We start from the raw sequence: 21005 nt of genomic DNA on the forward strand, positions 1-21005 counted from the left end.
TCGGACATCCTCGCGGCACGTCAGAAAGCGTGAGGCATCTGATGCGACGTGAGAGGCAATGCGCTGTGTTAAGCGGTTGTGAACAGGTTTTTGCCATGAGTACTATGATCCGTTCAACCTGAAAAGGCAGCTTGGCGCACAATACCGGTATATCATTCTTCTTGAGCGGCTCCCCGAAGACAAATGTCTTTAGGGAGCCGCCGTTCTTGGAGTTCTCTATGGAATACTTGCCAAAGGGATCGCCCCCCTCGCGGATCAAGAAGTGCCCGAGGGAGAAATCATCCACAATGTACGGATCACCCGCTGCCTCTTCTATATATCAGATCTGCTCAGGCAGGTGATTGAAAACGACGGGATTCAAGTCAGAACAGCAAAGAATAGTGAGATGCTTCCTTTACCTTCCCTTATTATCTGCTTCTTTACATTTATTTATGTTATTATCGCCTAAGCGTCAGACTAATGATAAGGACTAAACAAATGGAATTTAAAGAAGTAGTAGCCAAAAGAAAATCCGTAAGGGAATTCAAAAAGGACACAATCGGCAAGGAAGTTATCGCCGACATCATCATGGAGGCAGGCCGTGCCCCTTCTTGGGTTAATGCTCAGGAATGGAAAGTATTCGTAGCCACCGGACATACTCTGGAAAACATCAGAAACGAATTTGTCAGACTCAGTAAGGAAGGTGTGAAGGGCTATGCCGATTTCGACACTACTCACAGAACCGAGTGGTCTGAGCAGGCTCAGAAGAACATGAACAGCTTCTATGAATATGCGAATTCAATGCATGTGGGTCAGCGCTGGGATGAACTGGAAAACAGCTTCTTTGATGCTCCTGCCGTACTGTTCCTCTGTTTACCGAGAACCGCCAACAAATGGGCTGTTCTTGATCTGGGCGGATTTGAACAGACTATGCTTCTTGCCGCAACAAACAGGGGGCTCGGCTCAATTCCCGCATACAACATCGTGAAGTATCCTGACGTAATCAGAAAGTACATAGATATCTCCGATGAATACGACATAGCAGTTGGTGTTGCCATCGGATACGTGGCAGATACGCCGATTAACAGAATTCAGTCATCACGAATGACTCTTGATCAGTTCGTAATCTGGAAGGACTAGTCGGCGTTCGCCGGAAACTCCGATCATGCCGTCGGACTGAAGATATTATGTAATATACCGGGAAACTCCGTCTGCAAACGGAGTTTCTTTGCAACAGGGGCATAACGTTTGAAATGCGCATATCACATTTCTCCTCATTGTTACGCAGCACAACAACGATTTTACCGGACGCTGAACATATACTTTCATGAATTTCGGAAAGGAAAAAGGATACGGTAATAAATTGAACCGGAGATATCAATGAACACAAAGGAAAAGGACTTACATCTGAAGCAGGAAGACAGTGCAGGTTCAGCAGGTGAACCGTCTGCAGCAGCCTCAGGGGCAGAAACGGTACAGGCTGATGAACCCGTCTATGATCTTTTCGGAATGACTGATTCTGACAGTTCAGATAATAACGACGGAGACTTTGTTTTTCTTGACGACGTTCAGGAAGCGGATTCAGTATCCGGAGAAGCGGGAAACGAAAGCAGGGTACCCGGCGAAAACATATCAGAAGACGTTTCCAGGTTCACGCAGGATCAGCTTCATGACATCGCCGTATTTTCCAACGCTCTCGAAGGTCTGTTCCGACTTGTAAAGGATGCGGATTATCAGATACAGGTCGAATTCTTTAAAAAGAACATATCCGTACTGCGCACCATTGCTCACAACAGTACCGGACTTCTGGCGTATGACGAGAGGGAGGCTGATGATCTCCTGTATGCATCAGCTCTTGTAATGCGTTTAAGCTGCGGCATTCCGCTCATTGAAGATCTTGTTGACTGTTACGGCAGCCTTAACGTATGGGATTATGTACCGGAGCAGTGATACGTAAATAATCAGAGACGTACATTAACCGGTAAAACAAAAAAAGGAAGATGTCTTATTTAACGGACATCTTCCTTTGTGTTTTCCGGTTCAAAATATTGTCAGGCGGAATTTCACCTGAGTAATCCTGAGGTCAACCTTATTTTCTGCAATCACTCTGAACAGTGATGGCCTGAGGCTTGAATTTTCCGGTTATTCTATTCTCAATGTTCCTTACTTTTCGGTTATCGAACCAGAGATACAGATTGGCCAGAATGGTTCCTGATATTGAGTGCCATACGCAGGAAACCGCTGAGGCAATTGCTGCTTCCGGTACCGTCGGGAAGAATTTACTGCTGAGCCCCGTGGCAAGTCCGGCGTTCTGCACACCGACTTCTATTGAAAGAGTCCTTCTTCTGGCTGTATTCATGTGGTTAAATTTTGCGGTAAGATATCCGAGAATGTAACCTGCAGTGTTATGCATGAATATGCAGGCAAAAATTACCAGACCTGATTCCAGGAATTTTTCCCCGTGAACGGCAATTACACCTCCGACAATGCATGCAAAGGCAATAACGGCAATTCCCGGCATTATGGATGATATGCTCTTAAACAGCTGCTTTTCGCCGAAGGCAATGTTGCAGAGGGAGCCGGCGCCGACCGGAATCAGCGTAACTATAATCAGGAATTTCACCATGCCGATTCCGTCCATTGACACATCAGTACCGAGCATCAGTGTCACCAGAAGAGGAGTCATTACGGGAGCAAGAAGAGTGGACACGGTAGTCATGCCTACGGAATAGGCCACATCACCTTTGCAGAGAAAGCTCATTATGTTGGATGACACTCCGCCGGGGCAGCTTCCGACCAGAATAAGACCAAGAGTCAGACCGTCAGAGAGGCTGAATACCTTGGCTATCGCAAAAGCCGCAAGCGGCATGATTGTAAACTGAGCCACGGCTCCGAGACAAATATCAAAAGGATGCTGTGCAAGTATTTTGTAGTCTCTGGCATGCAGACTCATGCCCATTGCCAGCATAATTACTCCGAGAACAACCATCTGGCTGGTCCCGGAAACCCATGTAAACAGGTGCGGGTAGTAATAAGCGATAAATCCTGCCCCAACAACGAACAGAGCAGTATATTTGGCCAGATACCTACTGATGATTTCAAGTAACTTAAACAATCCCATAAGTACTCCGTTATGATAAAAAAGACAGCCGTAATCATACGGATATCACACACGTGCATATTGTAAACCTTTGACTGATGCATTCAAGACTTTTGTATTGCTGTTTTGGTTTATAATCATTACGTTATCATTCCTTTGCCACAGCAGGAATGGAGCAGGAGAATTATCTAAATATCCCGTGAGAAATTACTCCCGTGATTCACCGTTTTCGACAGGCATGGGCGAAAGTATAAGAGGAGATGAGCTGATGAAATACGATAATATTACGGAGGCTGAATTTATTGATCGTCCTAACCGTTTTATTGCTCACGTAAAACTCAATCGGGAATCCCAGACCGTTCATGTAAAAAATACGGGCAGATGCAAAGAACTTCTGATACCGGGATGCACCGTTTATCTGACTGCTCCGGGGACACCGGGACGTAAGACCGTATACGATCTGGTGGCTGTCCGTAAAAATAACGGCCTTCTGATAAATATGGACAGTCAGGCTCCCAATGCGGTTGTCAGAGAATGGCTTGATAAACTCGGTTTTGCTAGAATCATCCCGGAGTACGTATACGGAAGCTCCAGAATTGATTTCTATGCCGAAGACATGACCGGGAAATATCTGATAGAGGTCAAGGGATGTACACTTGAAAAAAACGGAACCGGATATTTTCCGGATGCCCCTACGCAAAGAGGTGTAAAGCATCTGAAGGAACTGACTGCCGCATGTGAAAAGGGATATAAGGCCGTTCTTGTTTTTGTAATTCAGATGGACGGAGTCAGCGAGGTAAGGGCTAATGCCGAAATTCATCAGGATTTTGCCGATGCACTTTACGAGGCTGAAAAAGGCGGAGTCAGGGTAGTAAATCTCGAATGTCACGTCGAACCCGATTCTCTCACCGTAAAATATCCCGAACTTGATTTAATTCGGGAGGATTTATCCGAATCAGGTAAATAACGGGTGGCTGCGTCACGATTCCCCGCACTGATTGCAGAGGGCTGCAGAGAATGAGAAAACGGACTAATCACCGACATCAAACAATAAAAAAACGGGAATTGCACATTCCCGTTTTCCTTACGTAAGGTCTGTACCGTTAAGGCTCAGCAGTCCCCGTTACAGGGTACTGTTCTTCTGCCATACGGTGGCGCCGGACTTGATATCCGTAATCTTAAGAATCAGATTGATTTTGCTGCCGTTTTTAATAGCGGCTCCGGATACGATGTAATCCACGTTCTGAGCTTTGGCAACCCTTACAAGATAGGCATAAGACGTACCTGAAGCCGCCTTCATGATTCGCTGATTAACATCATTGCCGATAAGGGTAAATCTGCCGGTGGCGGCCAGATTGTGCTTCACGATGCCGCTGTAGGAGGTAGCACCCTTACATACACCTTTACCGACTGTTATACCGGTAACCATAACCAGGTTAGGCTGACGCGGCTGAAACGAATATCCGGCTGCTTCAGCCAGTTCAGAAAAACCTTCCTGAATATTACGTTCATTACCGACACAGGTGTTTCCTGATGTTGCCTTTGAACTTACGGTCGGCTTTTCGTCAATGGTTTCGGATTCATCATCTTCGGTCAGGACGTTATCACTGTCAGAAGATGCCTGTTCCTCCTTCTTCTCAACAATTACGGATTCTCCGGAATCCTTTGCCTGCTTCTTCCCGGCCTTGGAGTTCTTCTGATTCTTCTTTTTGTTGTTTTTTCTGTTATTCTTGGTATCGGCAACAGGCTTTTCCTCTGCTTTCTGCTGCGTTACGACATGCTGCTCCTGCTTACTGTCCTTTTTGAAAAGGTCAGTAAGAATGTTACAGCCTGAGAGCACAAACAGTGACAGAACCAGTACGGATACCTTTACCAAAATCTTAGAAGACATGTCTCCAGCAAACTCCCTTAGAAACCTGCACCAATGATACGCAGCTTTTCACCGCCGAGAAGATGCAGATGAAGGTGAGGAACTTCCTGACCGCCGTCTTTTCCGCAGTTGATTATGAGTCTGTAGCCGTTTTCGGCAAAACCCATTTCCTTGGCAATCTTTTTAGCGGTTAAAATCATCTTGCCGATTAAAGCGGCATCGCCGTCTTCAATTTCGTTAACGGAAGGGATCACCTTATTTGGAACAATAAGAAGATGAACCTTAGCCTTAGGTGAAATATCGGCAAAAACGGTTACGTCGTCATCCTGATAACGGATATCGGAAGGGATTTCGTGTCTGATAATCTTTGAAAAAATTGTTTCTTCGGCCATGTGCGTTACTCCTCAATAAAATTGTTGATTCTTAGTTTGTTTTACAGTCGTATTATAACATTTTGTTAATCTGTTTTATACACGACCGGAAACAATAATTGTCATTTAGTACGGATAAGCCGTAAAACCTATCCGTTACACGATAATTCTGTTCTGTGAATACAGACGGAATGAAAACTCTAGTCGAGTTTTACCCTAAAGCATGAGGCAAAATTACGGGATGTGAGCTCACACAGGGTTTCATACGGAATATTCTTAATCTCTGCCACAGCTTTAGCCGTATGATCCACATATGCCGGTTCATTAGGCTTACCTCTTTTTGGCACCGGTGCAAGATAAGGGGAATCCGTCTCCACAAGCATCATGTCTGCAGGAACATAGCGGCATGCTTCTCTGACATTTTCCGCATTCTTGAAGGTCACAATACCTGAAAATGAAATGTAGTATCCGAGATCGAGAGCCTTCCTCGCCTCATCCTTTCCCTCGCAGAAGCAGTGCATCACGCCTCCGCAGTCCCGTCCTCCCTCAGAGCGCAGCATGTCAAGACATTCACCGGCCGAGCCTCTCATATGAATTATCAGAGGTTTGCCGACTTCTACCGCAAGATGGATCTGTCTTGCGAAACTTGGTACCTGAAGCTCTCTGGTTTCGGGAGTACATACATAGTCCAGACCGGTTTCACCGACGGCAACAACCTTATCCAGTGACAGGAACGCACGCATCTCATCGTCACTCCAGTTCTTATTGCCTTCATTGATGTTTTCCGGATGAATGGCACAGGCACACCATACCTCACGAAAGTCCTTCACAAGATCATACATTTTTGAAAAGCTTTCAAGATCAACCCCGGGACAAAGAAAATGCGTAACACCGGCGGCATGAGCCTTTGCAAGCACGTCTGCGACGTCCTTATGATTATTCTGATAGTCGAGGGAATCAAGATGGCAGTGCGAATCAACTAAAAACATATCTACTCAGTTATTTAATATTTGTCAGACTGTAAAATTTCAGGAATTGCCTGCTCCCGTAAATGCGGGAATCGGCAGACGTGACTATTATCCATTCTCGGCCCCGTAAATGCAATACGGACACTGCAGGAATTACCTCAGAATGAAATCCTCCGGAACAATGAGGGAAATCATTAACGAAAGGCCTCATATCTTAATTAAAACGGAAGGGGAACGCCGTCGGCAGAAAGGGAGTGATTCATTCATAAGAAAAAAGGGAGAACCGGTTGCTGGTTCTCCCTTGGTCCCCTTCAGCATAACCTGCATTTTCGCAGGTTACGGGACTTTACTCATTCACTATGGTGGTTTCCGCATCTCTCTTCTTGCTGGTAACCTTAACGAAGAGTCTGTTGTCCATAAAGTTCTTTACCGCAACCAGCATGCCGAGAGTTATAAAGGCTCCCGGAGGCAGAATCGCAATCAGAAGTCCCTTGTCGGCACTGAAGAAGGTAATCTTCATTGAACTTCCTGCTTCTCCCACGAGCTGCTCCATTCCGGCAAACAGGGTTCCCTGACCGATAATCTCTCTGACCCCGCCGATAAGCAGAAGCACCAGTGTAAAACCGAGGCCGTTGGCAAAGCCGTCAAGTGCGGAGAAAAGCACCGAATTTCTTGAGGCAAAGATTTCCGCTCTTGCAATGATGATGCAGTTAGTAACTATCAGGGAAATATACAGACCAAGCGTGGCGTACAGCTCAGCCGTATACGCCTGCATGCAGAGCTGAACGCAGGTTACTACGGAAGCGATTATTATTACGTATATGATGATACGTACTTCAGCCTTCAAAAGATGTCTTACGGCAGAAATCAGAAAATTGGAAACAGTAAGTACCGCGATTGTGGCAATACCGAGACCGAGAGCATTTGCCGCAGTTGACGTTACGGCAAGCAGGGGGCAGAGCCCGAGAAGCTGAACAAGCCCCGGATTCTTATTCCAAAGGCCGTCCTTAAATATTTCAAAAATCTTTTCCATCATTATCTTTCCCCCTCACATTTCTTAAGAGAGTCTAAATCGAGAGAGCCCACACGCTTAAGCATGCTGCCGGTTGAACGTACGACAGCGCGTGGAGTAACTGTTGCTCCGGTAAAGAAGTCAAAGTCGCCGCCGTCCTTTTTAACCTCGAACACACGATTTGAAAGACCTGCGCCACTGAAGGAATCGAGATAGTTTCCGCTGCTTCTCAGGATTTTGTCACCAAGTCCCGGTGTTTCATTAAATTCAACCACGTCAACGTAATTGATTAATCCCGTGACGGCATCAACGCCTGCCACCATTGAAAACGGGGTACTGTAGCCTCCGGCCACGTCATAGTAAACGACGTATGCGCTGACTCTGCCATGGTACTTAGCCACGTAAACCTTCTTCGGGGATGATCCGAGTCCGTCGGCAATATAGCATTCAGCCCCGGGATTATTATCAAATTTAATTCCCTTAAGGAGAAGCTTGAATGAGCTGTTCTGCTTCTCAAATGCAGCCTCGCTGATTCGCTCTGCGGTTATATCCCTGACTATAAAAACAATTGAGAGACAGCAGAATGTAATCACCCCAAGCAGCAGTCCGACGTAAAATGATGAGTCTTTAAAGCTTTTACTAGTCATTGATGTTCTCCGGTTTAAATCCCTGACCGAATTCGCGACGTCTGGTCATTATTGAAATCAGCGGAGCACAGGCATTGCCCAAAAGCACGCTGAAGGCAACGGCATCCGGATAACCGCCCAGATTTCGTATAATCACAAACAGCACTGCAATCACGCCCCCGAAAATCCAGGCTGCAGATGGTTTAGACACCGCAGTAACCGGATCCGTCATAATATAAAACGCCCCGAAAACGGTAGCCCCGTATACCAGATGATGCCACGGGGAAAGATAAAGCTCAGGTGCCGCAAAATAAAATGCGGCGGTGAGGACTGTACTGACTCCGAGAAATGAGAGCGGAATGCGCCAGTCGATTATGTCCTTTACGATGAGCAGTATACCGCCCAGAAGAAAACAGCCGGCTATTACAACCTTGGCCAGCAGGCCATAGAAGATAAAATCTGAAGCCTTGGCTTCGACAAAAACCTTCACGTTTTTTTCAGGCTGCTCGTGCTTTGCATCAACAAGGAACGTAGATCCGGTGAAACCGTCAGCGATGACGGATCTTTCGGCTTCATGAATACGTTTCAGATAGTCCGCGGTACCGAGGTCCTGATTGATTGCCTTTTCTGCTTCAGCGGAATTCACGTCAAAAATAATTGCAGCGGCTCTGCCCGGAGTAATTATCTTATAGGCGTCAGGCATGGCATCAACATACGTTGTCATCGGCAACGGGCAGCTTATAAGCAGGAATACGAAACCTGCCATTGCGGGATTAAAAAGATTCTGTCCGAGTCCGCCATAGACCTGCTTTACCACAATGATGGCAAATACGGATCCTATAACGGAAAGATACCACGGAAGAAGAGGCGGCAGGGTCAGCCCGAGAAGCACGGCTGTAGTAAGTGCGGAGCAGTCTCTCCATACCGGGGCTATTCTGCGTTTTCTGAGTTTCAGCCACAGAGCTTCCGAACCGACGCAGGACACGATGGTTATCAGCGTGGTAATCAGCGTTCCAAATCCATAGAACCATGTGGTGGCAATTAACGCAGGAATCAGAGTGAGAATCAGGGTTCTCATAACCTTCCCGGTAGTTGAAACGCTCAAATCGTGAGGAGCGCTTTCCAAAATCAGGTTGCCGGACATTAGTGTTATTCTCCTTTAGTGTCTGTCTGAGACTGAGCTTTTTCAGCCTCAGCCTTGGCTTTCAGTCTTGCAGCTTTAATTGCCGCTGCCTTTTCCAGAGCGATTCTCTTTCTTTCCTCGAGATCTGGGTTCTTAGCAGAAGCTGCGGCAGGTGATTCAGCCTTTGCTTCAGAGCTTACAGTCTGACCTGCAGATGTATCGGATCCGGATGCTTCAGCTTTGGCCTTTAATCTTGCAGCCTTAATTGCCGCCGCTTTTTCCAGGGCAATTCTCTTCCTCTGCTCCAGTTCAGATTCAGTACCTGATACAGCTGCTGCATCAGTGCCGGACGCAGCTGCGGCTGCAGGCTTACTCTTAATCTTCGCAAGAGCTGCGGCCTTACGTTCCGCTCTCAGTCTTTCCTCTTCAGCCAGCCTCTGCTGCTTGAGAACAAAACGTTCCTTGGCAGCATTTATTCTGTCCTTCTTGATTTTTTCAATTTTTATCTGCGCCTTTTCCTGACGGAATTCGGCAATCAGACGGATAGCGCTAGGGCAGACGAAGGAGCAGCAGCCACATTCAATACAGCTCTTTAAACCGCACTTTAATGCAGCTTCATGTTCATTCGCAACACAGAATGCATAAAGCTCATAAGGAATGAGTCTTGAAGGGCATGCACGGGCACAGCGTCCGCATCTTATGCAGTTTACCTGAGGTTTGGTTCTTTCTATTTCATGTTCACCCGGAGCAATTATGCAGTTGGAGGTCTTTATGACCGGAACATTGGCATCATGGATGGTAAATCCCATCATCGGACCGCCAACGATTACCCTTGGAACGGACGGAGCAGTATACCCAAAATGATTCATAAGCTCCTTAATGCTGTATCCGAGAGGTATTTCCACGTTTCCCTGCTTTTTAAGGGCTGAACCGGTAACCGTTACAATGCGATGGGTAAGCGGTTTTCCTCTCAGAACCGCATCTGCAACAGCGTATACGGTACTTACGTTATGTACTACTATGCCGTATGCCGTGGAACGGGCATTGTACGGAATCTCAATGCCGGTTATCACTGTAATGAGATTCCTTGCAGCTCCTGACGGATATTTAACAGGTATTTCAGTAACTCTGGTCTCGGAAATGCCGGAATCACTTATGGCCCTGTTAAGCTCACGAATGGCTTCAGGTTTGTTGTTTTCAACGGCAATGACGGTGTATACAGGGTTGAGAATGTACTGAAGAATTCTTATTCCCTCAATTATTCTGTCGGCTCTCTCACGCATCAGTCTGTCATCGCAGGTAATGTACGGCTCGCATTCGGCACCGTTAATAATGAGCACCTGACAGTTCTCGGCTTTTGCCGAGCTGCGAAGCTTGACATCGGTAGGGAACCCGGCTCCGCCAAGTCCGGCGATTCCCATTCTGTTTATATGGTTCAGAAGGGGTTCACGATCTGTATTCTGATAGTCGGGATAGGACGGATTGGCATAGCATTCACCGTATCCAGGTTCACCGGGAACGTCGCATCTGATTTTCACGCACGGCTCCATATACCCGCTCGGGTGCGGAATACCGGACATGGCAACGGAAACCACGGTTCCGGAGAGAGGAGCATGAATCGGTACCTGCATTGCACTCTTAGGAGAGGTAAGCGGCTCATCGGCAAGCACATGCTGTCCGGGCTTTACCAGTACCTCTGCGGGAGCACCGCTATGCTGTTTTAAAGGCAGTATAAGGTATTCCGGAGCCGGAACATGCTCAATGGCCATGCCTGCGGTAAACTTGTTTTCAGGAGGAAAAACGCCTCCCTTGAAGGAGAATAATGAACCTTTCCTAATCTTATCCCATCTGGACATGCTATCTGGCCTCCCCAGTATTCTCAATTACCCAATCCCAGGTGTCGGTGGTAGGATCCGGTACCACCATGGCAATGCATTTCTTGGGGCAGGTATCAACGCATTTGTTGCAGCTCATGCAGAATGCCGGATTTACGTGATACGGCTGCTTAAGAACGCCCTCGATGGCATCATACGGACAAATCTTCGCACACTTTCCGCAACCGATACAGCTTTCGGAACTGATGCGGGCAACTCTGTCCTCCTGCTCCATACCGAAGGCGGAGGTAACCGGTACCTGCATGATTTCGGCAATCTTTCTTATAACGGCATCACCGCCGGGAGTACACAGGTTTATCGGAGCCTTTCCGGCAGCAACTGCCGCAGCATATTCTGAGCACCCCACAAAACCGCACTGACCGCACTGAACCTGAGGCAGATGATTATTAATGAGATCGGCAGTGGGGTCCTTTGATTCAACCCTGAATTTCTTTGAGGCGAGACTCAGCATGAATCCCAACATAAAAACAGCTGAGGAAACAGCCAGAATTATAAAGAATTGCTGTAGCATAGCGGTTGTGTCCAATAATTCCTTTCGGTAAAAAAACTTTTGTATGCAGACCGGAAAACCGACCATAAATTTCCGCGCGGTTCGGACGGGGCGGAATAATTTCCCCGGACATTCATCAGCTGTCCTGAGGAAAAAATGCGACTACCCGCTTATAAGGTTCGTGAACCCCATAAATGCCATTGACAGAAGGCCCGCGGTAATGAGAGCTATGGCACTTCCCCTGAATGGTCCGGGAACTGCCGCATGAGCAAGTCTCTCACGCATAGCGGCGAATATTATCAGAACCAGAGAAAAACCGGTCCCTGCGCCAAGACTGAAGATCAGAACCTCCAGAAAATTGTATTCAAGGCTGATGTTCAGAAGGGCAAGTCCCAGTACAATACAGTTAGTTGTAATGAGCGGCAGATAGATGCCGAGAAGCTTAAAGATTTCCGGACTTATATATCTAACCATAACCTCGGTAAACTGCACGACGCCGGCAATTACCACAATATAGGCAAGGAGTCTCAGCTCGGTAATGTCAAAAGGGACAAGAACCAGTCTGTCCATAAGGTAGCACACGGCAGAGGTGAGAACAAGAACGAAGGTCGTGGCAAGCCCCATTCCCGTCGCGGAGCTCAGCTGTTTGGATACTCCGATGAAAGGACAGATTCCGAGGAATCTTACAAGTACAAAATTATTAATGACTGCTGCACTTAAAAAAAGTAAAAAGTATGACATATTCTCTCTTTCCCTGAATTGCGACGATTTTAGCACATTTGTAATAATATTGTGAAAGAAAAAATAGTCTTTCATATTTTTCTGATATGAATTATAGTATAAATGTTTTCCAAAGAGTCTGACTGACATGACGGACCGAAGCTCCGTAAGAAAAAATCACAATTCCGGCAAACGTCAGGACGGTAACGGCGCAAAAGCATCATCTGTTCAAATAACAGACAAAAAGGAGCAGAATCCGTCACGGGAAAGAACTGTCCGGGACAAATAATGTCATAATGATGTCCCGATCGCGGAATCGGAACAAGTTTTCAACATTAATGTTTTTTTTGATACCGATACAAAAACACCGATTGAATTGGTTGTATGATTGACATATCGGTAAGATTTCAGATTACCAGAAACGGAAGAAAGTCTATGATGAAGATCAGAACAGGATCCATTCTTTCCAAAGCGGTTTTAGCCTGCGCACTGGCAGGGGCCGCTTCAGCAGTTTTAGCAGACACCGAACACGAATGCAGTGACAGACCGGGAACAATTTCAATAGAAGGATACTCTACGGTAAAAGCGTCTCCGGACGTGGCATTTATTCGCGTTGCGGCAACTGTTCAGTCTGAATCTGCCGAAACAGCAAGGCAATCGGTTGAAAATTCCATAAGCAGATTTGTGGACGGACTTGGAAAAGAGCCTGCACTTAAAGGCACAATCAGCACCAAAGACGGAAGCATAAGAGCTGAAAGCATCAGTGTCACTCCGGACTACGCTTACGATACCAAAACCAACGAACGTCGTGTTTCCGGCTACAGTGCAAGCAGAACGGTAACGGTAAAGGTTAAAAACTTTGAGAATATATCAAAGGTACTCGATATTGCCGTGTCATCGGGAATCAACAACATCCATAACATTTCCTACGAGCTGGAGAATCCTGCTCCGGTCATGGAAAAGGCCAGACTTCAGGCTGTAGCTGATGCTGCGGCAAAAGCGTCTCAGATATCAAAAGCCTTCGGCGTAAATCTGGGTACAATAGCATCCATTTCATACAATACTCCAATATCCGGCAGCAATGAAACCTACATTCAGCCCAGGATGATGAGTAAGGGGCTTATGTCCAACAGTATCGCCGACTCTTCGGTATACTCACCGGACAAACTTGTTTTCACCGATAACGTAAGCGTGGTCTATAACCTTGAACAGACAAAGAAGAATTAAAAGGAATATAAGACAGAGAAGACTCATAAACAGACTGCATGAAACTCTTGCAATCTGAAGAGCCTGATTTTCCGTCTTATTTCCGCAGGTAAACGTTTTACCGCAACAGACCTGTCTGGCGGAAAAGCCGGTCGCCGAAAAGTCTGAAGAAACAGCTTCAAACGGTCAGTGTCCTGCTTTTCAAGCATCTGCACATGTTTTATTCTTTTGAATCGGATGGGAAGCATCCGGTTCTCCGGAGTGTTCAATGTCCCGAATCCGTAATTTCTCAGATACTCACTGCCATCTGTTCAGAACAGCTGATGCCGTCCTGCTGCGGAAAAGACTTCCGCAGCTCTCCGGCTTTACCATCACGGATGATTATCTCAGGTGCCAAGATGCGGATTCGGCAGACCGGTTAATTCATATTCTGAAGTCCCTGCCCGGGAATGAACTGTCCGGGATAACAGCAGACTTCAGAAGCCTCGCACAAAGAACATTAGCCTCCGGTGTGAAAACGGTAATGGTTCCCTCAGTCTCCGGGTATGAGGGATACAGAAATCATTTGCTCGGGAAAATACTTTTAGAAAATCCTGCGGATGAAAAACAAGAGACATGTCCGGAGCTTGTTTTCGGAATAGGAACCCACCCGATGTATGCCGACGGCTTCAGTTTAAGAGCTATGGAAAACGAATACGCAATTCTTAAAAGGGCCCTTGAAAACGAATACTCAGGCAAACTGTCATCCAAGGGAGTCAGAATCTTTGTCGGTGAAATCGGCATTGACAGGCGTTTTAAGGAAACCGTCCCGATTGACGTTCAGGTAAAGGCGTTTCGCGAGCAGCTGATGTTTGCGAGGGATAACGGACTTCCGGTCAGCATTCATGCCGTTGGCGGAGATAATGAAATCCTTCACGAACTCAAAAGAATCAGCGGAGTCAGAGGTGTTCTGCACGCCTTTACGGGCGGCACCTCAAGAGCAGAACAGTATCTGCGTCACGGACTTAAGCTCGGGATCGGTCCGATGCTTATGGCTCAGTATTCCGAAAAACTTCGGGAAGCGGTACTGAATGCGGGTATGAACAGAATTGTCACCGAAACTGACTTCCCGTACATGTATTTTAACGTCCGAAACTCATCAAGCTGCAGGGAAGCAATTGAAAGCAGTAACGCTCCGACGGCAGAGAAAATCATGGCTTTACCCGACAGACTGCATATTCTGGTTACCGAGCTTGCGGCAATCTTTGATACCGCCCCGGAAACAATGTCAGAGGTTCTATTGAACAATGCGGAGAATCTTTTTTATCCTGATAAATGCTGCAGGCAAAACGACTGAATCTGCCGTACGGCAGAGTATTCTGCTCCAGAGATCCATATTTCAAGCCCTGACCGGTCCTCAAATATGATAAATACTAAATATTTATCGGAGTAGCATAATAATTTGTTTTGTGATGCCTTTCGGCTTGTTTATAATAAAGGAAAAGGCAGGGGAGCCGTCAATAACAGCTGCAGGATGCGCGGTGTCAATCTTTTAGTCCGCACCCTGAAGCAATATAAATCCCCGGGAGAATCCACGGATCCGCATCCGGGATATTTTTACTTTTTTTGCCGTAAATACGGAAGTTTATTTTTAACTCACAGGGTTTTGGTATGTCCAGTCATATTGAACATGAATCGATGGAAAATTATCTTGAAACGATACACAAACTTGTGTCGCGTGCGGAACACGTGCGTTCGGTTGACGTTTCAAAGGAATTAAACCTGTCGAGACCATCCGTGAGCAGAGCAATCAGAATACTGAAGGAAAGAAACCTTGTTACTGTCAGCGAGGAAGGCTACATCAGTTTAACAGATGAAGGCCATACCATAGCAGACAGAGTACTGCACATTCATACCTGTCTTGTAACCTTCCTGACGGACACGGCAGGCATCAGTCCTGAACAGGCCGGGGTGGACGCCTGCAGAATCGAACATGTCGTGAGTGACGAGACCGTAAAGGGCATCGAAAACTACATAAAGGAGCATCAGCTTAAGAGTGTGGTTGTAGATGACGAGATCAGCTCTCACTTTCCAGATTTTGCCGAACTTCTTGAATCCGGCGAAAACTACCTTGAATCAATTCTTATTATCCGCAAAACCAAAAACTGGATAAGATCGGTTGACCTGGCAAGGCTCCTTAACGTATCCAGAGCATCCGTAAGCCGTGCGGTGAATGTTCTTAAGCAGAAAGGTTATCTTGAAATAGGTGACGGCAACGAACTCATCCTTACTCCTAAAGGTGAGGAAGTGGCCAAAAAGATCTACGGCAGACACCTGCATCTTGAAGCATTCCTTAAGTTTACCCTCGGCATTTCGGATGAGGTTGCCGACAGAGATGCCTGCCGTATTGAACACATGATTAGCGAGCCTGCGCTTAGCGGCATTAAAAAGTATCTGAAAAACAACGGAATTAAGGTCAAGGTCAGATAATCCCGACACTAACTCCTGCTCCCGATGCCACAAGCCCTGAACAGACAGGGCTCTTTTTTTGCATAATTAAAGTCTTGGTCACTTTTCATTCCGTTATGGAGTCACAGATATTTCAATAAAACGAAATACCTTGTATACCTTTATTCTGTTCTGTCAGTTCCCCGTTTTTAACAAAAATCACATTAATATGGTCACACAGGATATTTATCATGGTGATATGTATCACGTTTTGTTTAGCACATATGTTATATTCTTGTATTATTTATACAAAAATGTGCAATATATACACCAAAAAGATTATTTTTTGTTAATCACGTGTTATAATTACAAGTAAATGAAGTAAATAATCATATTAACAACATGATCCGCGTCACGCAGTTCGACAGTAGGGATCAGAATTATCTTAATTACTTCTTCATTAACGGGACCAGGGACATGAAAAACATAAATAGCGTAAAGTCATACTTATTCATTTCTGCAATGATGATTTCAGGAGTCGTAACCGGTTGTGCTTCTACCACTCAGAATTACGAGTTTGTTGATGAAGACAGTCAGGTTTTTCAGGAATCAAGTTCATACTATGAAAAGGTTTGTAATTCAAATCAGGCAGACAGAGGCATGGGATGTAACAATCTCGGAATCTACTACGAAACCGGGCATGGTATAAAGCAGAGCTTCGAAGAGGCAAAGAATTACTTCGAAAAGGCCTGTACCCTGAAGTATGATCAAGGGTGCTCAAACCTTGGTGTTCTGTATTTCAACGGAATGGGTGTTGACCAGGATAAGACTCTGGCAAAGGAATACTACGGCAGGGCATGTGACTTAGGTAATCAGGAAGGCTGTGACAAGTACAGAAAGCTTGATGAAAAGGGCTATTAATCCACGTATCTGCTGAATTCAGCAAACAGAAGTATTTAACAAAACAAAAGACATCATCTGATGTCTTTTGTGTGTGAACCAAACTCTGTAAATTACATATAGCTAAAAATGTCAGAAAAATTCCTGAGATATAATTTAACTTATATAATCAGGAATTTTGCATTATGGTTAAATAAAAAAGTCCGTCCATCAAATAAGAAACACCTTAAAAAAAGATTTTCACATACTCCCGATTTTTTATAGCGAACTAAGCCCAGAGATAGATCTGGGCTTTTTCATTTTTTTGCACAAACTTCAAATTTTGGGGGCTTAGAAAGTTACTGATAATTCACCACCAAGGGCAATTAGAATTTTCATGATCGTATCAATCTTAGCATTAACATCACCTTTTTCCATTCTGGCAATGACAGGCTGAGATACACCGCTGATTTTTTCCAATTCTCTTTGAGATAATCCTTTTTTCTTGCGAGCATCAGCGATAGCGTGCATTAACTTTACTCTAGATTCCATTTCTTTTAGTTCTTGAGGGGTGAAAAGCTCGGCTCGTACTTCATCCCATGATTTTCCAATAGCAGAATTATTCATGATGTAAACCTCTTTTCTTTATATCAAGTATTTCTCTCTGTGCTTTTTCAATTTCTTCTTTTGGGGTTTTTTGTGTTTTCTTTACAAATGTATGTAAAAGAACAAAACTATCGTTTTCCCAAGTTACAAATAGTATTCTGTTTCTTTGTGGTCTTAATTCCCAAATTTTATCTTTCAAATGTTTGATATATGGTTCGCCAGCATCTAATCCATATTCTTTAAGGGCATCAATATAGTCGGCAATTTTCTGAAACTGTATGCGACTATTTTTGTCTTTTTTACCTTTCAACTCATAATGTAATCAAGCACAGGGCTTTGATTTTTTGAGTTTTTATAAAAATATATATTATACATTTTCCAAATACCTTCTTTCTTAATGATAACTTGTAAGTTATCATTATTCAAGTTTTAAATTAATATTTTTTTATTCTTTTCAGTGTCGATTTGCTGATACCAGTCATTGATTCAACCTGAGAATAGGTATGAGTCTGTAACAGCGTTTTGGCATGTTCTATTTGGGCAGGTGTAAATTTTTTAGGTCTGCCTTCTTTAAAAGGGGTTCTGTTATGAAACGACCTTTATCAAGCAGAAATTTAGGCAAGACATTTTCCTCAGTGTAAGCACGGTATTGGCCACTCTGTTATACGTGGATTGGTTACCCCAGGTCAAAGCATCCAAACTGTTTCTCCTCGTATTACCAAAACAGTGCGTTTCATCTGAATATAGCTATTGATTTTTAAGTACAACGCGGTAAAGTATAGGATGTTTTACATGAATGGTAAGAACCACCAGCAGAGAGGTTCGAATCATGTACTCATTAAACGAACAGCAGAGGACATATTACAATGATGACGCCGGCAACAAAATTTCTGGACAAGAACGGTATCAGTTACAAAACCTACAAATATGAATGCGATGCAAAATCGGATTTCGGGCACATGGCTGCAACCAAGCTTGGCAAGGATCAGAACGAGGTTTTTAAAACCCTGTTGATTCATCATGAAAAGACCTACGTCACCGCAGTGATCCCTGTAAACTGCAATCTCAACCTTAAAAGGGCTGCCAAGCTGGCAGGTCTTAAAAATGCGGAAATGGTAAAACCTGCAGATGCCGAAAGACTGACAGGATATGTGTGCGGAGGCATAAGCCCGTTCGGGCAGAAAAAAAGAACACTTACGCTTGTGTCAGACAGGGCGCTCAGTCTTGCTGAAATGCTGGTAAGCGGAGGACAGAGAGGATTTTCCGTGGGGTTACCTCCTGACGTGCTGATAAAAGCTCTTGAAGCCAAAACTGGAGACATAACTGACGATCAGTAATGTCCGTTCAGCGCATCCCAGACTTCTTATACCAAAAATCCTGCAGCGGATTTCCCGTTGCAGGATTTTCTGACTATGCATACGTGGTGCAGAAAGGAGTGCCCTCAAAGTCACGGCTGTTCAGTCAATCTGCCGGCTCATTGGGAACCTTTGGTTCTATCACGTTAAAGAAATCATAAATCTTTTTTGAATACTCGTGGGTGGCATCCTCGTATCCGAAGCGGAGAACAAGCCTGCCGCAGTAGCGATCCTGAGACCACAGGGAGAAATGGAAATAACGTATCTGATACTGCCCGTCATCAATGACTTTATCCAGATCAACACGATCAAAGGACTGGGAAAAAGAAATGTCTTCCTTCCAGTATTCATTCATGTTACTGAGCGTAAAAAGATAGCAGCCTCCGAGGTTCTGCCTTACTATTGAATATCTGTTGTTGATTATAAGAGTATTGGCGTCCTTCAGAACAATCTTGTTGAATGATTTCAAATATTCGTTCTTTTCACCGGAATGATCCATAATATCCTCGTCTGCGCTTGCCGCATTATTCAAATAATTGTTTTTATACTTTTCACCGTCCATCGGCGTTCCCGTTCCGGAAAAACCTGCATTATCGCTGTCTCTGCTGAAGAAACTGAATCTGAATGCACGCCTGAAATTCATCTGTGTGAAATCCTTTTGTCCGTTGCTATTTGTCCAATAAAAATATAATAGAAAATGCCGGTTTAATCCGGATAAAAGCCGTTTACGGGCTTTTTTAAAACTCTATGCTTTATATTCTTATACGGCTACGAATCCGACCAGAGCCGTTACGTGCCTTTTTATTGCTCTTATATTTTTAGATTAGATTAGGTTAGGCTAGTCTTCCTTCCGGAAACAGACTATCGAATAAACATTTATTATTCTAATTTCAGATGCGCACTAATGACTGAATCAATATTTAAAATGTGACATCATACATACGTAAACTTGTTAAAAAGTGAGTTGTATCAAAGAAAAACCTGACACAAAGATAAATTATATACGGATAATTCAAAAATGTGCCTGTTCAGATGAGGTTGCAGGTAGGAATGGCATGATTTGGAGCTCCGGTGTTACAAAGAAGCGGCTTTTACAGTATAATCTGCGTAAATGTTCATAATCGCGGTCTGACGTTTACAGAACGCTTCATGTCACTAAGGTACGGTTGATTCAGAATGAGCAGCGAAAAAAAATACGACAGGACATTCAAAAAGCATTACCTCAAACCAAAATTCTGGGGAGCATGGTTCGGAATCATACTTCTGGGAATACTTGCATACATTCCGGTACATATAAGGGATTTTACTGCCGACGTCCTGTGCTTTCTGCTGTGGCGTATAAATCACAGAATGAAAAAGAATGTTCTTATCAATCTGACAATGGCTTTTCCGGACATGTCCGAGAAGGATAAGCTTGGAATCTACAGAGACTTCCTCAGAGTCGGCCTGAAGGTAATCCTCGGCTATGGCGAAAGCTTTTACAAAAGCCGTGATTACATCAGAAATCACTACATCTGCACCGGCAAGGAATACTTTGACGAGGCCGTGGCCACCGGTAAACCGGTGATTTTCATGGCCCCGCATGCCTGGGCAATAGACAGATGCGGACTCTATCTCTCAGCCAACGGTCTTACTATGTGTACCATGATGCATACGTCAAAGAATGAAGTTTATGACTGGTTCATGAACTCCATGAGACTTAAATATGACGGTCAGGTATTTGAGCGAGGTTCAGGAATCCGCACCATCATCAAGGCTCTTAAGGAAGGTTACAGTTCTTTCTTCCTTCCAGATGAGGATCTTGGAGCCCGCGGTTCAGAATTTGTTAATCTCTTTGCCTCTCCGAAGGCTACTCTCGTCACCGTCTCCAAAATAGCCAGACTGGGCGATGCCTTAGTCGTTCCCATGTTCTCATGCTACAACGAGGCCAAACATTCATATGAAGTGGTCTTCGGAAAGTATTTTGAAAACTTTCCGTCAGGAGACGACAGGGCTGATGCCGAGCGTCTCAACAGATGCATTGAGGAACTTATCAGAGGAAGGGAGAAGCAGTATATGTGGTTTCTCAGACTCTATAAGACCAGACCGGAAAACGAGGAATTCCGTGACATCTACGGAAAAAGCCACACCTACGAATTCGTCAGAAACGAAATTCAGAAGAGATTCGGTAAACGTTAAAACGATTACGGAAAAAGGAGGAGCCATCGAACCGGTACATCGTACAGCTTTCTGTGTGGCAACTCCTCCTTCTTTACTCCCGTCAGGCGGATCGGCCTGCTCAGGAAACGGTCAATTCGCCAATAATGAACACTCAGGTCACCATTTTTCATGAATTCCTTATGCAGTATCGGTAATTTGTTTTATGATCTGACAGATGA

23 protein-coding genes are annotated in these 21005 nt (G+C 44.9%); 9 read left to right on the forward strand and 14 right to left on the reverse strand.

Annotated features, from left to right (window positions below):
* The first annotated feature begins 477 nt into the window (after positions 1 to 477).
* Positions 478 to 1119: a nitroreductase gene (locus QZU58_RS06245; protein WP_294495723.1), complete on the forward strand. Its 642-nt coding sequence runs from the start codon at positions 478 to 480 to the stop codon at positions 1117 to 1119.
* Positions 1120 to 1359: 240 nt separating this feature from the next.
* Positions 1360 to 1929 (forward strand): hypothetical protein, encoded by a 570-nt coding sequence (locus tag QZU58_RS06250; RefSeq protein ID WP_294495724.1) that lies wholly within the window; start codon positions 1360 to 1362, stop codon positions 1927 to 1929.
* 139 nt (positions 1930 to 2068) lie between these two features.
* On the opposite strand, the gene QZU58_RS06255 is transcribed toward QZU58_RS06250, so the two are convergent.
* Positions 2069 to 3100 (reverse strand): bile acid:sodium symporter family protein, encoded by a 1032-nt coding sequence (locus tag QZU58_RS06255; protein ID WP_294495725.1) that lies wholly within the window; start codon positions 3098 to 3100, stop codon positions 2069 to 2071.
* Positions 3101 to 3347: 247 nt separating this feature from the next.
* Here QZU58_RS06255 and sfsA point away from each other — a divergent pair, with 247 nt between their 5' ends.
* Positions 3348 to 4046 (forward strand): DNA/RNA nuclease SfsA, encoded by a 699-nt coding sequence (gene sfsA / locus QZU58_RS06260; RefSeq protein WP_294495726.1) that lies wholly within the window; start codon positions 3348 to 3350, stop codon positions 4044 to 4046.
* A 156-nt stretch (positions 4047 to 4202) separates the two neighbouring features.
* Here the strand turns inward: sfsA and QZU58_RS06265 are convergent, their stop codons facing one another.
* The 9 genes from QZU58_RS06265 to rsxA form a co-directional block, all read right to left on the reverse strand.
* A complete protein-coding gene (locus QZU58_RS06265; RefSeq protein WP_294495727.1) occupies positions 4203 to 4970 on the reverse strand; it encodes a hypothetical protein in 768 nt (255 codons plus the stop codon).
* A 17-nt stretch (positions 4971 to 4987) separates the two neighbouring features.
* Positions 4988 to 5341 carry a histidine triad nucleotide-binding protein gene (locus QZU58_RS06270; protein ID WP_294463485.1) on the reverse strand — a complete coding sequence of 118 codons (354 nt, stop codon included), beginning with the start codon at positions 5339 to 5341 and terminating at the stop codon, positions 4988 to 4990.
* Between the two features lie 179 nt (positions 5342 to 5520).
* Complete coding sequence (locus QZU58_RS06275) at positions 5521 to 6309, reverse strand: TatD family hydrolase (RefSeq protein WP_294495728.1); 789 nt, start codon at positions 6307 to 6309, stop codon at positions 5521 to 5523.
* Between the two features lie 325 nt (positions 6310 to 6634).
* Complete coding sequence (locus QZU58_RS06280; protein ID WP_294495729.1) at positions 6635 to 7324, reverse strand: electron transport complex subunit E; 690 nt, start codon at positions 7322 to 7324, stop codon at positions 6635 to 6637.
* Positions 7324 to 7947 carry an RnfABCDGE type electron transport complex subunit G gene (locus tag QZU58_RS06285; RefSeq protein WP_294461793.1) on the reverse strand — a complete coding sequence of 208 codons (624 nt, stop codon included), beginning with the start codon at positions 7945 to 7947 and terminating at the stop codon, positions 7324 to 7326. Before QZU58_RS06285 ends, QZU58_RS06280 begins: the two co-directional genes overlap by 1 nt.
* Entirely contained in the window at positions 7940 to 9070 is a 1131-nt protein-coding gene (locus QZU58_RS06290; RefSeq protein ID WP_294495730.1) for an RnfABCDGE type electron transport complex subunit D, read from the reverse strand. Before QZU58_RS06290 ends, QZU58_RS06285 begins: the two co-directional genes overlap by 8 nt.
* A 5-nt stretch (positions 9071 to 9075) precedes the next feature.
* Positions 9076 to 10905: an electron transport complex subunit RsxC gene (gene rsxC, locus QZU58_RS06295; RefSeq protein WP_294495731.1), complete on the reverse strand. Its 1830-nt coding sequence runs from the start codon at positions 10903 to 10905 to the stop codon at positions 9076 to 9078.
* Between the two features lies 1 nt (position 10906).
* Positions 10907 to 11455: an RnfABCDGE type electron transport complex subunit B gene (locus QZU58_RS06300; RefSeq protein WP_294495732.1), complete on the reverse strand. Its 549-nt coding sequence runs from the start codon at positions 11453 to 11455 to the stop codon at positions 10907 to 10909.
* A 141-nt stretch (positions 11456 to 11596) separates the two neighbouring features.
* On the reverse strand, positions 11597 to 12175 hold the full coding sequence (gene rsxA / locus QZU58_RS06305) for an electron transport complex subunit RsxA (RefSeq protein WP_294461803.1): 579 nt from the start codon (positions 12173 to 12175) through the stop codon (positions 11597 to 11599).
* Positions 12176 to 12589: 414 nt separating this feature from the next.
* On the opposite strand from rsxA, the gene QZU58_RS06310 reads away from it, so the two are divergent.
* From QZU58_RS06310 to QZU58_RS06325, 4 genes are all read left to right on the forward strand, one after another.
* Complete coding sequence (locus QZU58_RS06310) at positions 12590 to 13381, forward strand: SIMPL domain-containing protein (protein ID WP_294461808.1); 792 nt, start codon at positions 12590 to 12592, stop codon at positions 13379 to 13381.
* A gap of 247 nt (positions 13382 to 13628) precedes the next feature.
* Positions 13629 to 14696 carry a TatD family hydrolase gene (locus tag QZU58_RS06315; protein ID WP_294495733.1) on the forward strand — a complete coding sequence of 356 codons (1068 nt, stop codon included), beginning with the start codon at positions 13629 to 13631 and terminating at the stop codon, positions 14694 to 14696.
* Positions 14697 to 15010: 314 nt separating this feature from the next.
* Positions 15011 to 15829, forward strand: a complete 819-nt coding sequence (locus tag QZU58_RS06320) for a metal-dependent transcriptional regulator (protein WP_294461813.1) — start codon at positions 15011 to 15013, stop codon at positions 15827 to 15829.
* Positions 15830 to 16264: 435 nt separating this feature from the next.
* Positions 16265 to 16708: a tetratricopeptide repeat protein gene (locus tag QZU58_RS06325; protein ID WP_294461815.1), complete on the forward strand. Its 444-nt coding sequence runs from the start codon at positions 16265 to 16267 to the stop codon at positions 16706 to 16708.
* 309 nt (positions 16709 to 17017) lie between these two features.
* Here the strand turns inward: QZU58_RS06325 and QZU58_RS06330 are convergent, their stop codons facing one another.
* From QZU58_RS06330 to QZU58_RS06340, 3 genes are all read right to left on the reverse strand, one after another.
* Complete coding sequence (locus tag QZU58_RS06330) at positions 17018 to 17293, reverse strand: helix-turn-helix domain-containing protein (RefSeq protein ID WP_294495734.1); 276 nt, start codon at positions 17291 to 17293, stop codon at positions 17018 to 17020.
* The gene (locus tag QZU58_RS06335; protein ID WP_294495735.1) at positions 17286 to 17582 is read right to left on the reverse strand and encodes a type II toxin-antitoxin system RelE/ParE family toxin; all 297 of its coding nucleotides are present in this window, start codon (positions 17580 to 17582) and stop codon (positions 17286 to 17288) included. The genes QZU58_RS06330 and QZU58_RS06335 overlap by 8 nt, the downstream gene beginning before the upstream one ends.
* Before the next feature lie 124 nt (positions 17583 to 17706).
* Positions 17707 to 17808: a hypothetical protein gene (locus QZU58_RS06340; RefSeq protein ID WP_363174824.1), complete on the reverse strand. Its 102-nt coding sequence runs from the start codon at positions 17806 to 17808 to the stop codon at positions 17707 to 17709.
* 333 nt (positions 17809 to 18141) lie between these two features.
* Here QZU58_RS06340 and ybaK point away from each other — a divergent pair, with 333 nt between their 5' ends.
* On the forward strand, positions 18142 to 18609 hold the full coding sequence (gene ybaK / locus QZU58_RS06345) for a Cys-tRNA(Pro) deacylase (protein ID WP_294495742.1): 468 nt from the start codon (positions 18142 to 18144) through the stop codon (positions 18607 to 18609).
* A 124-nt stretch (positions 18610 to 18733) separates the two neighbouring features.
* On the opposite strand, the gene QZU58_RS06350 is transcribed toward ybaK, so the two are convergent.
* Entirely contained in the window at positions 18734 to 19270 is a 537-nt protein-coding gene (locus QZU58_RS06350; protein ID WP_294495736.1) for a hypothetical protein, read from the reverse strand.
* 533 nt (positions 19271 to 19803) lie between these two features.
* On the opposite strand from QZU58_RS06350, the gene QZU58_RS06355 reads away from it, so the two are divergent.
* Positions 19804 to 20805: a lipid A biosynthesis (KDO)2-(lauroyl)-lipid IVA acyltransferase gene (locus QZU58_RS06355; RefSeq protein WP_294495737.1), complete on the forward strand. Its 1002-nt coding sequence runs from the start codon at positions 19804 to 19806 to the stop codon at positions 20803 to 20805.
* The last annotated feature ends 200 nt before the right edge of the window (positions 20806 to 21005 follow it).

The sequence above is a fragment of the uncultured Ruminobacter sp. genome (assembly GCA_902764345.1).
In the GTDB taxonomy this organism is placed as follows: Bacteria; Pseudomonadota; Gammaproteobacteria; order Enterobacterales; family Succinivibrionaceae; genus Ruminobacter.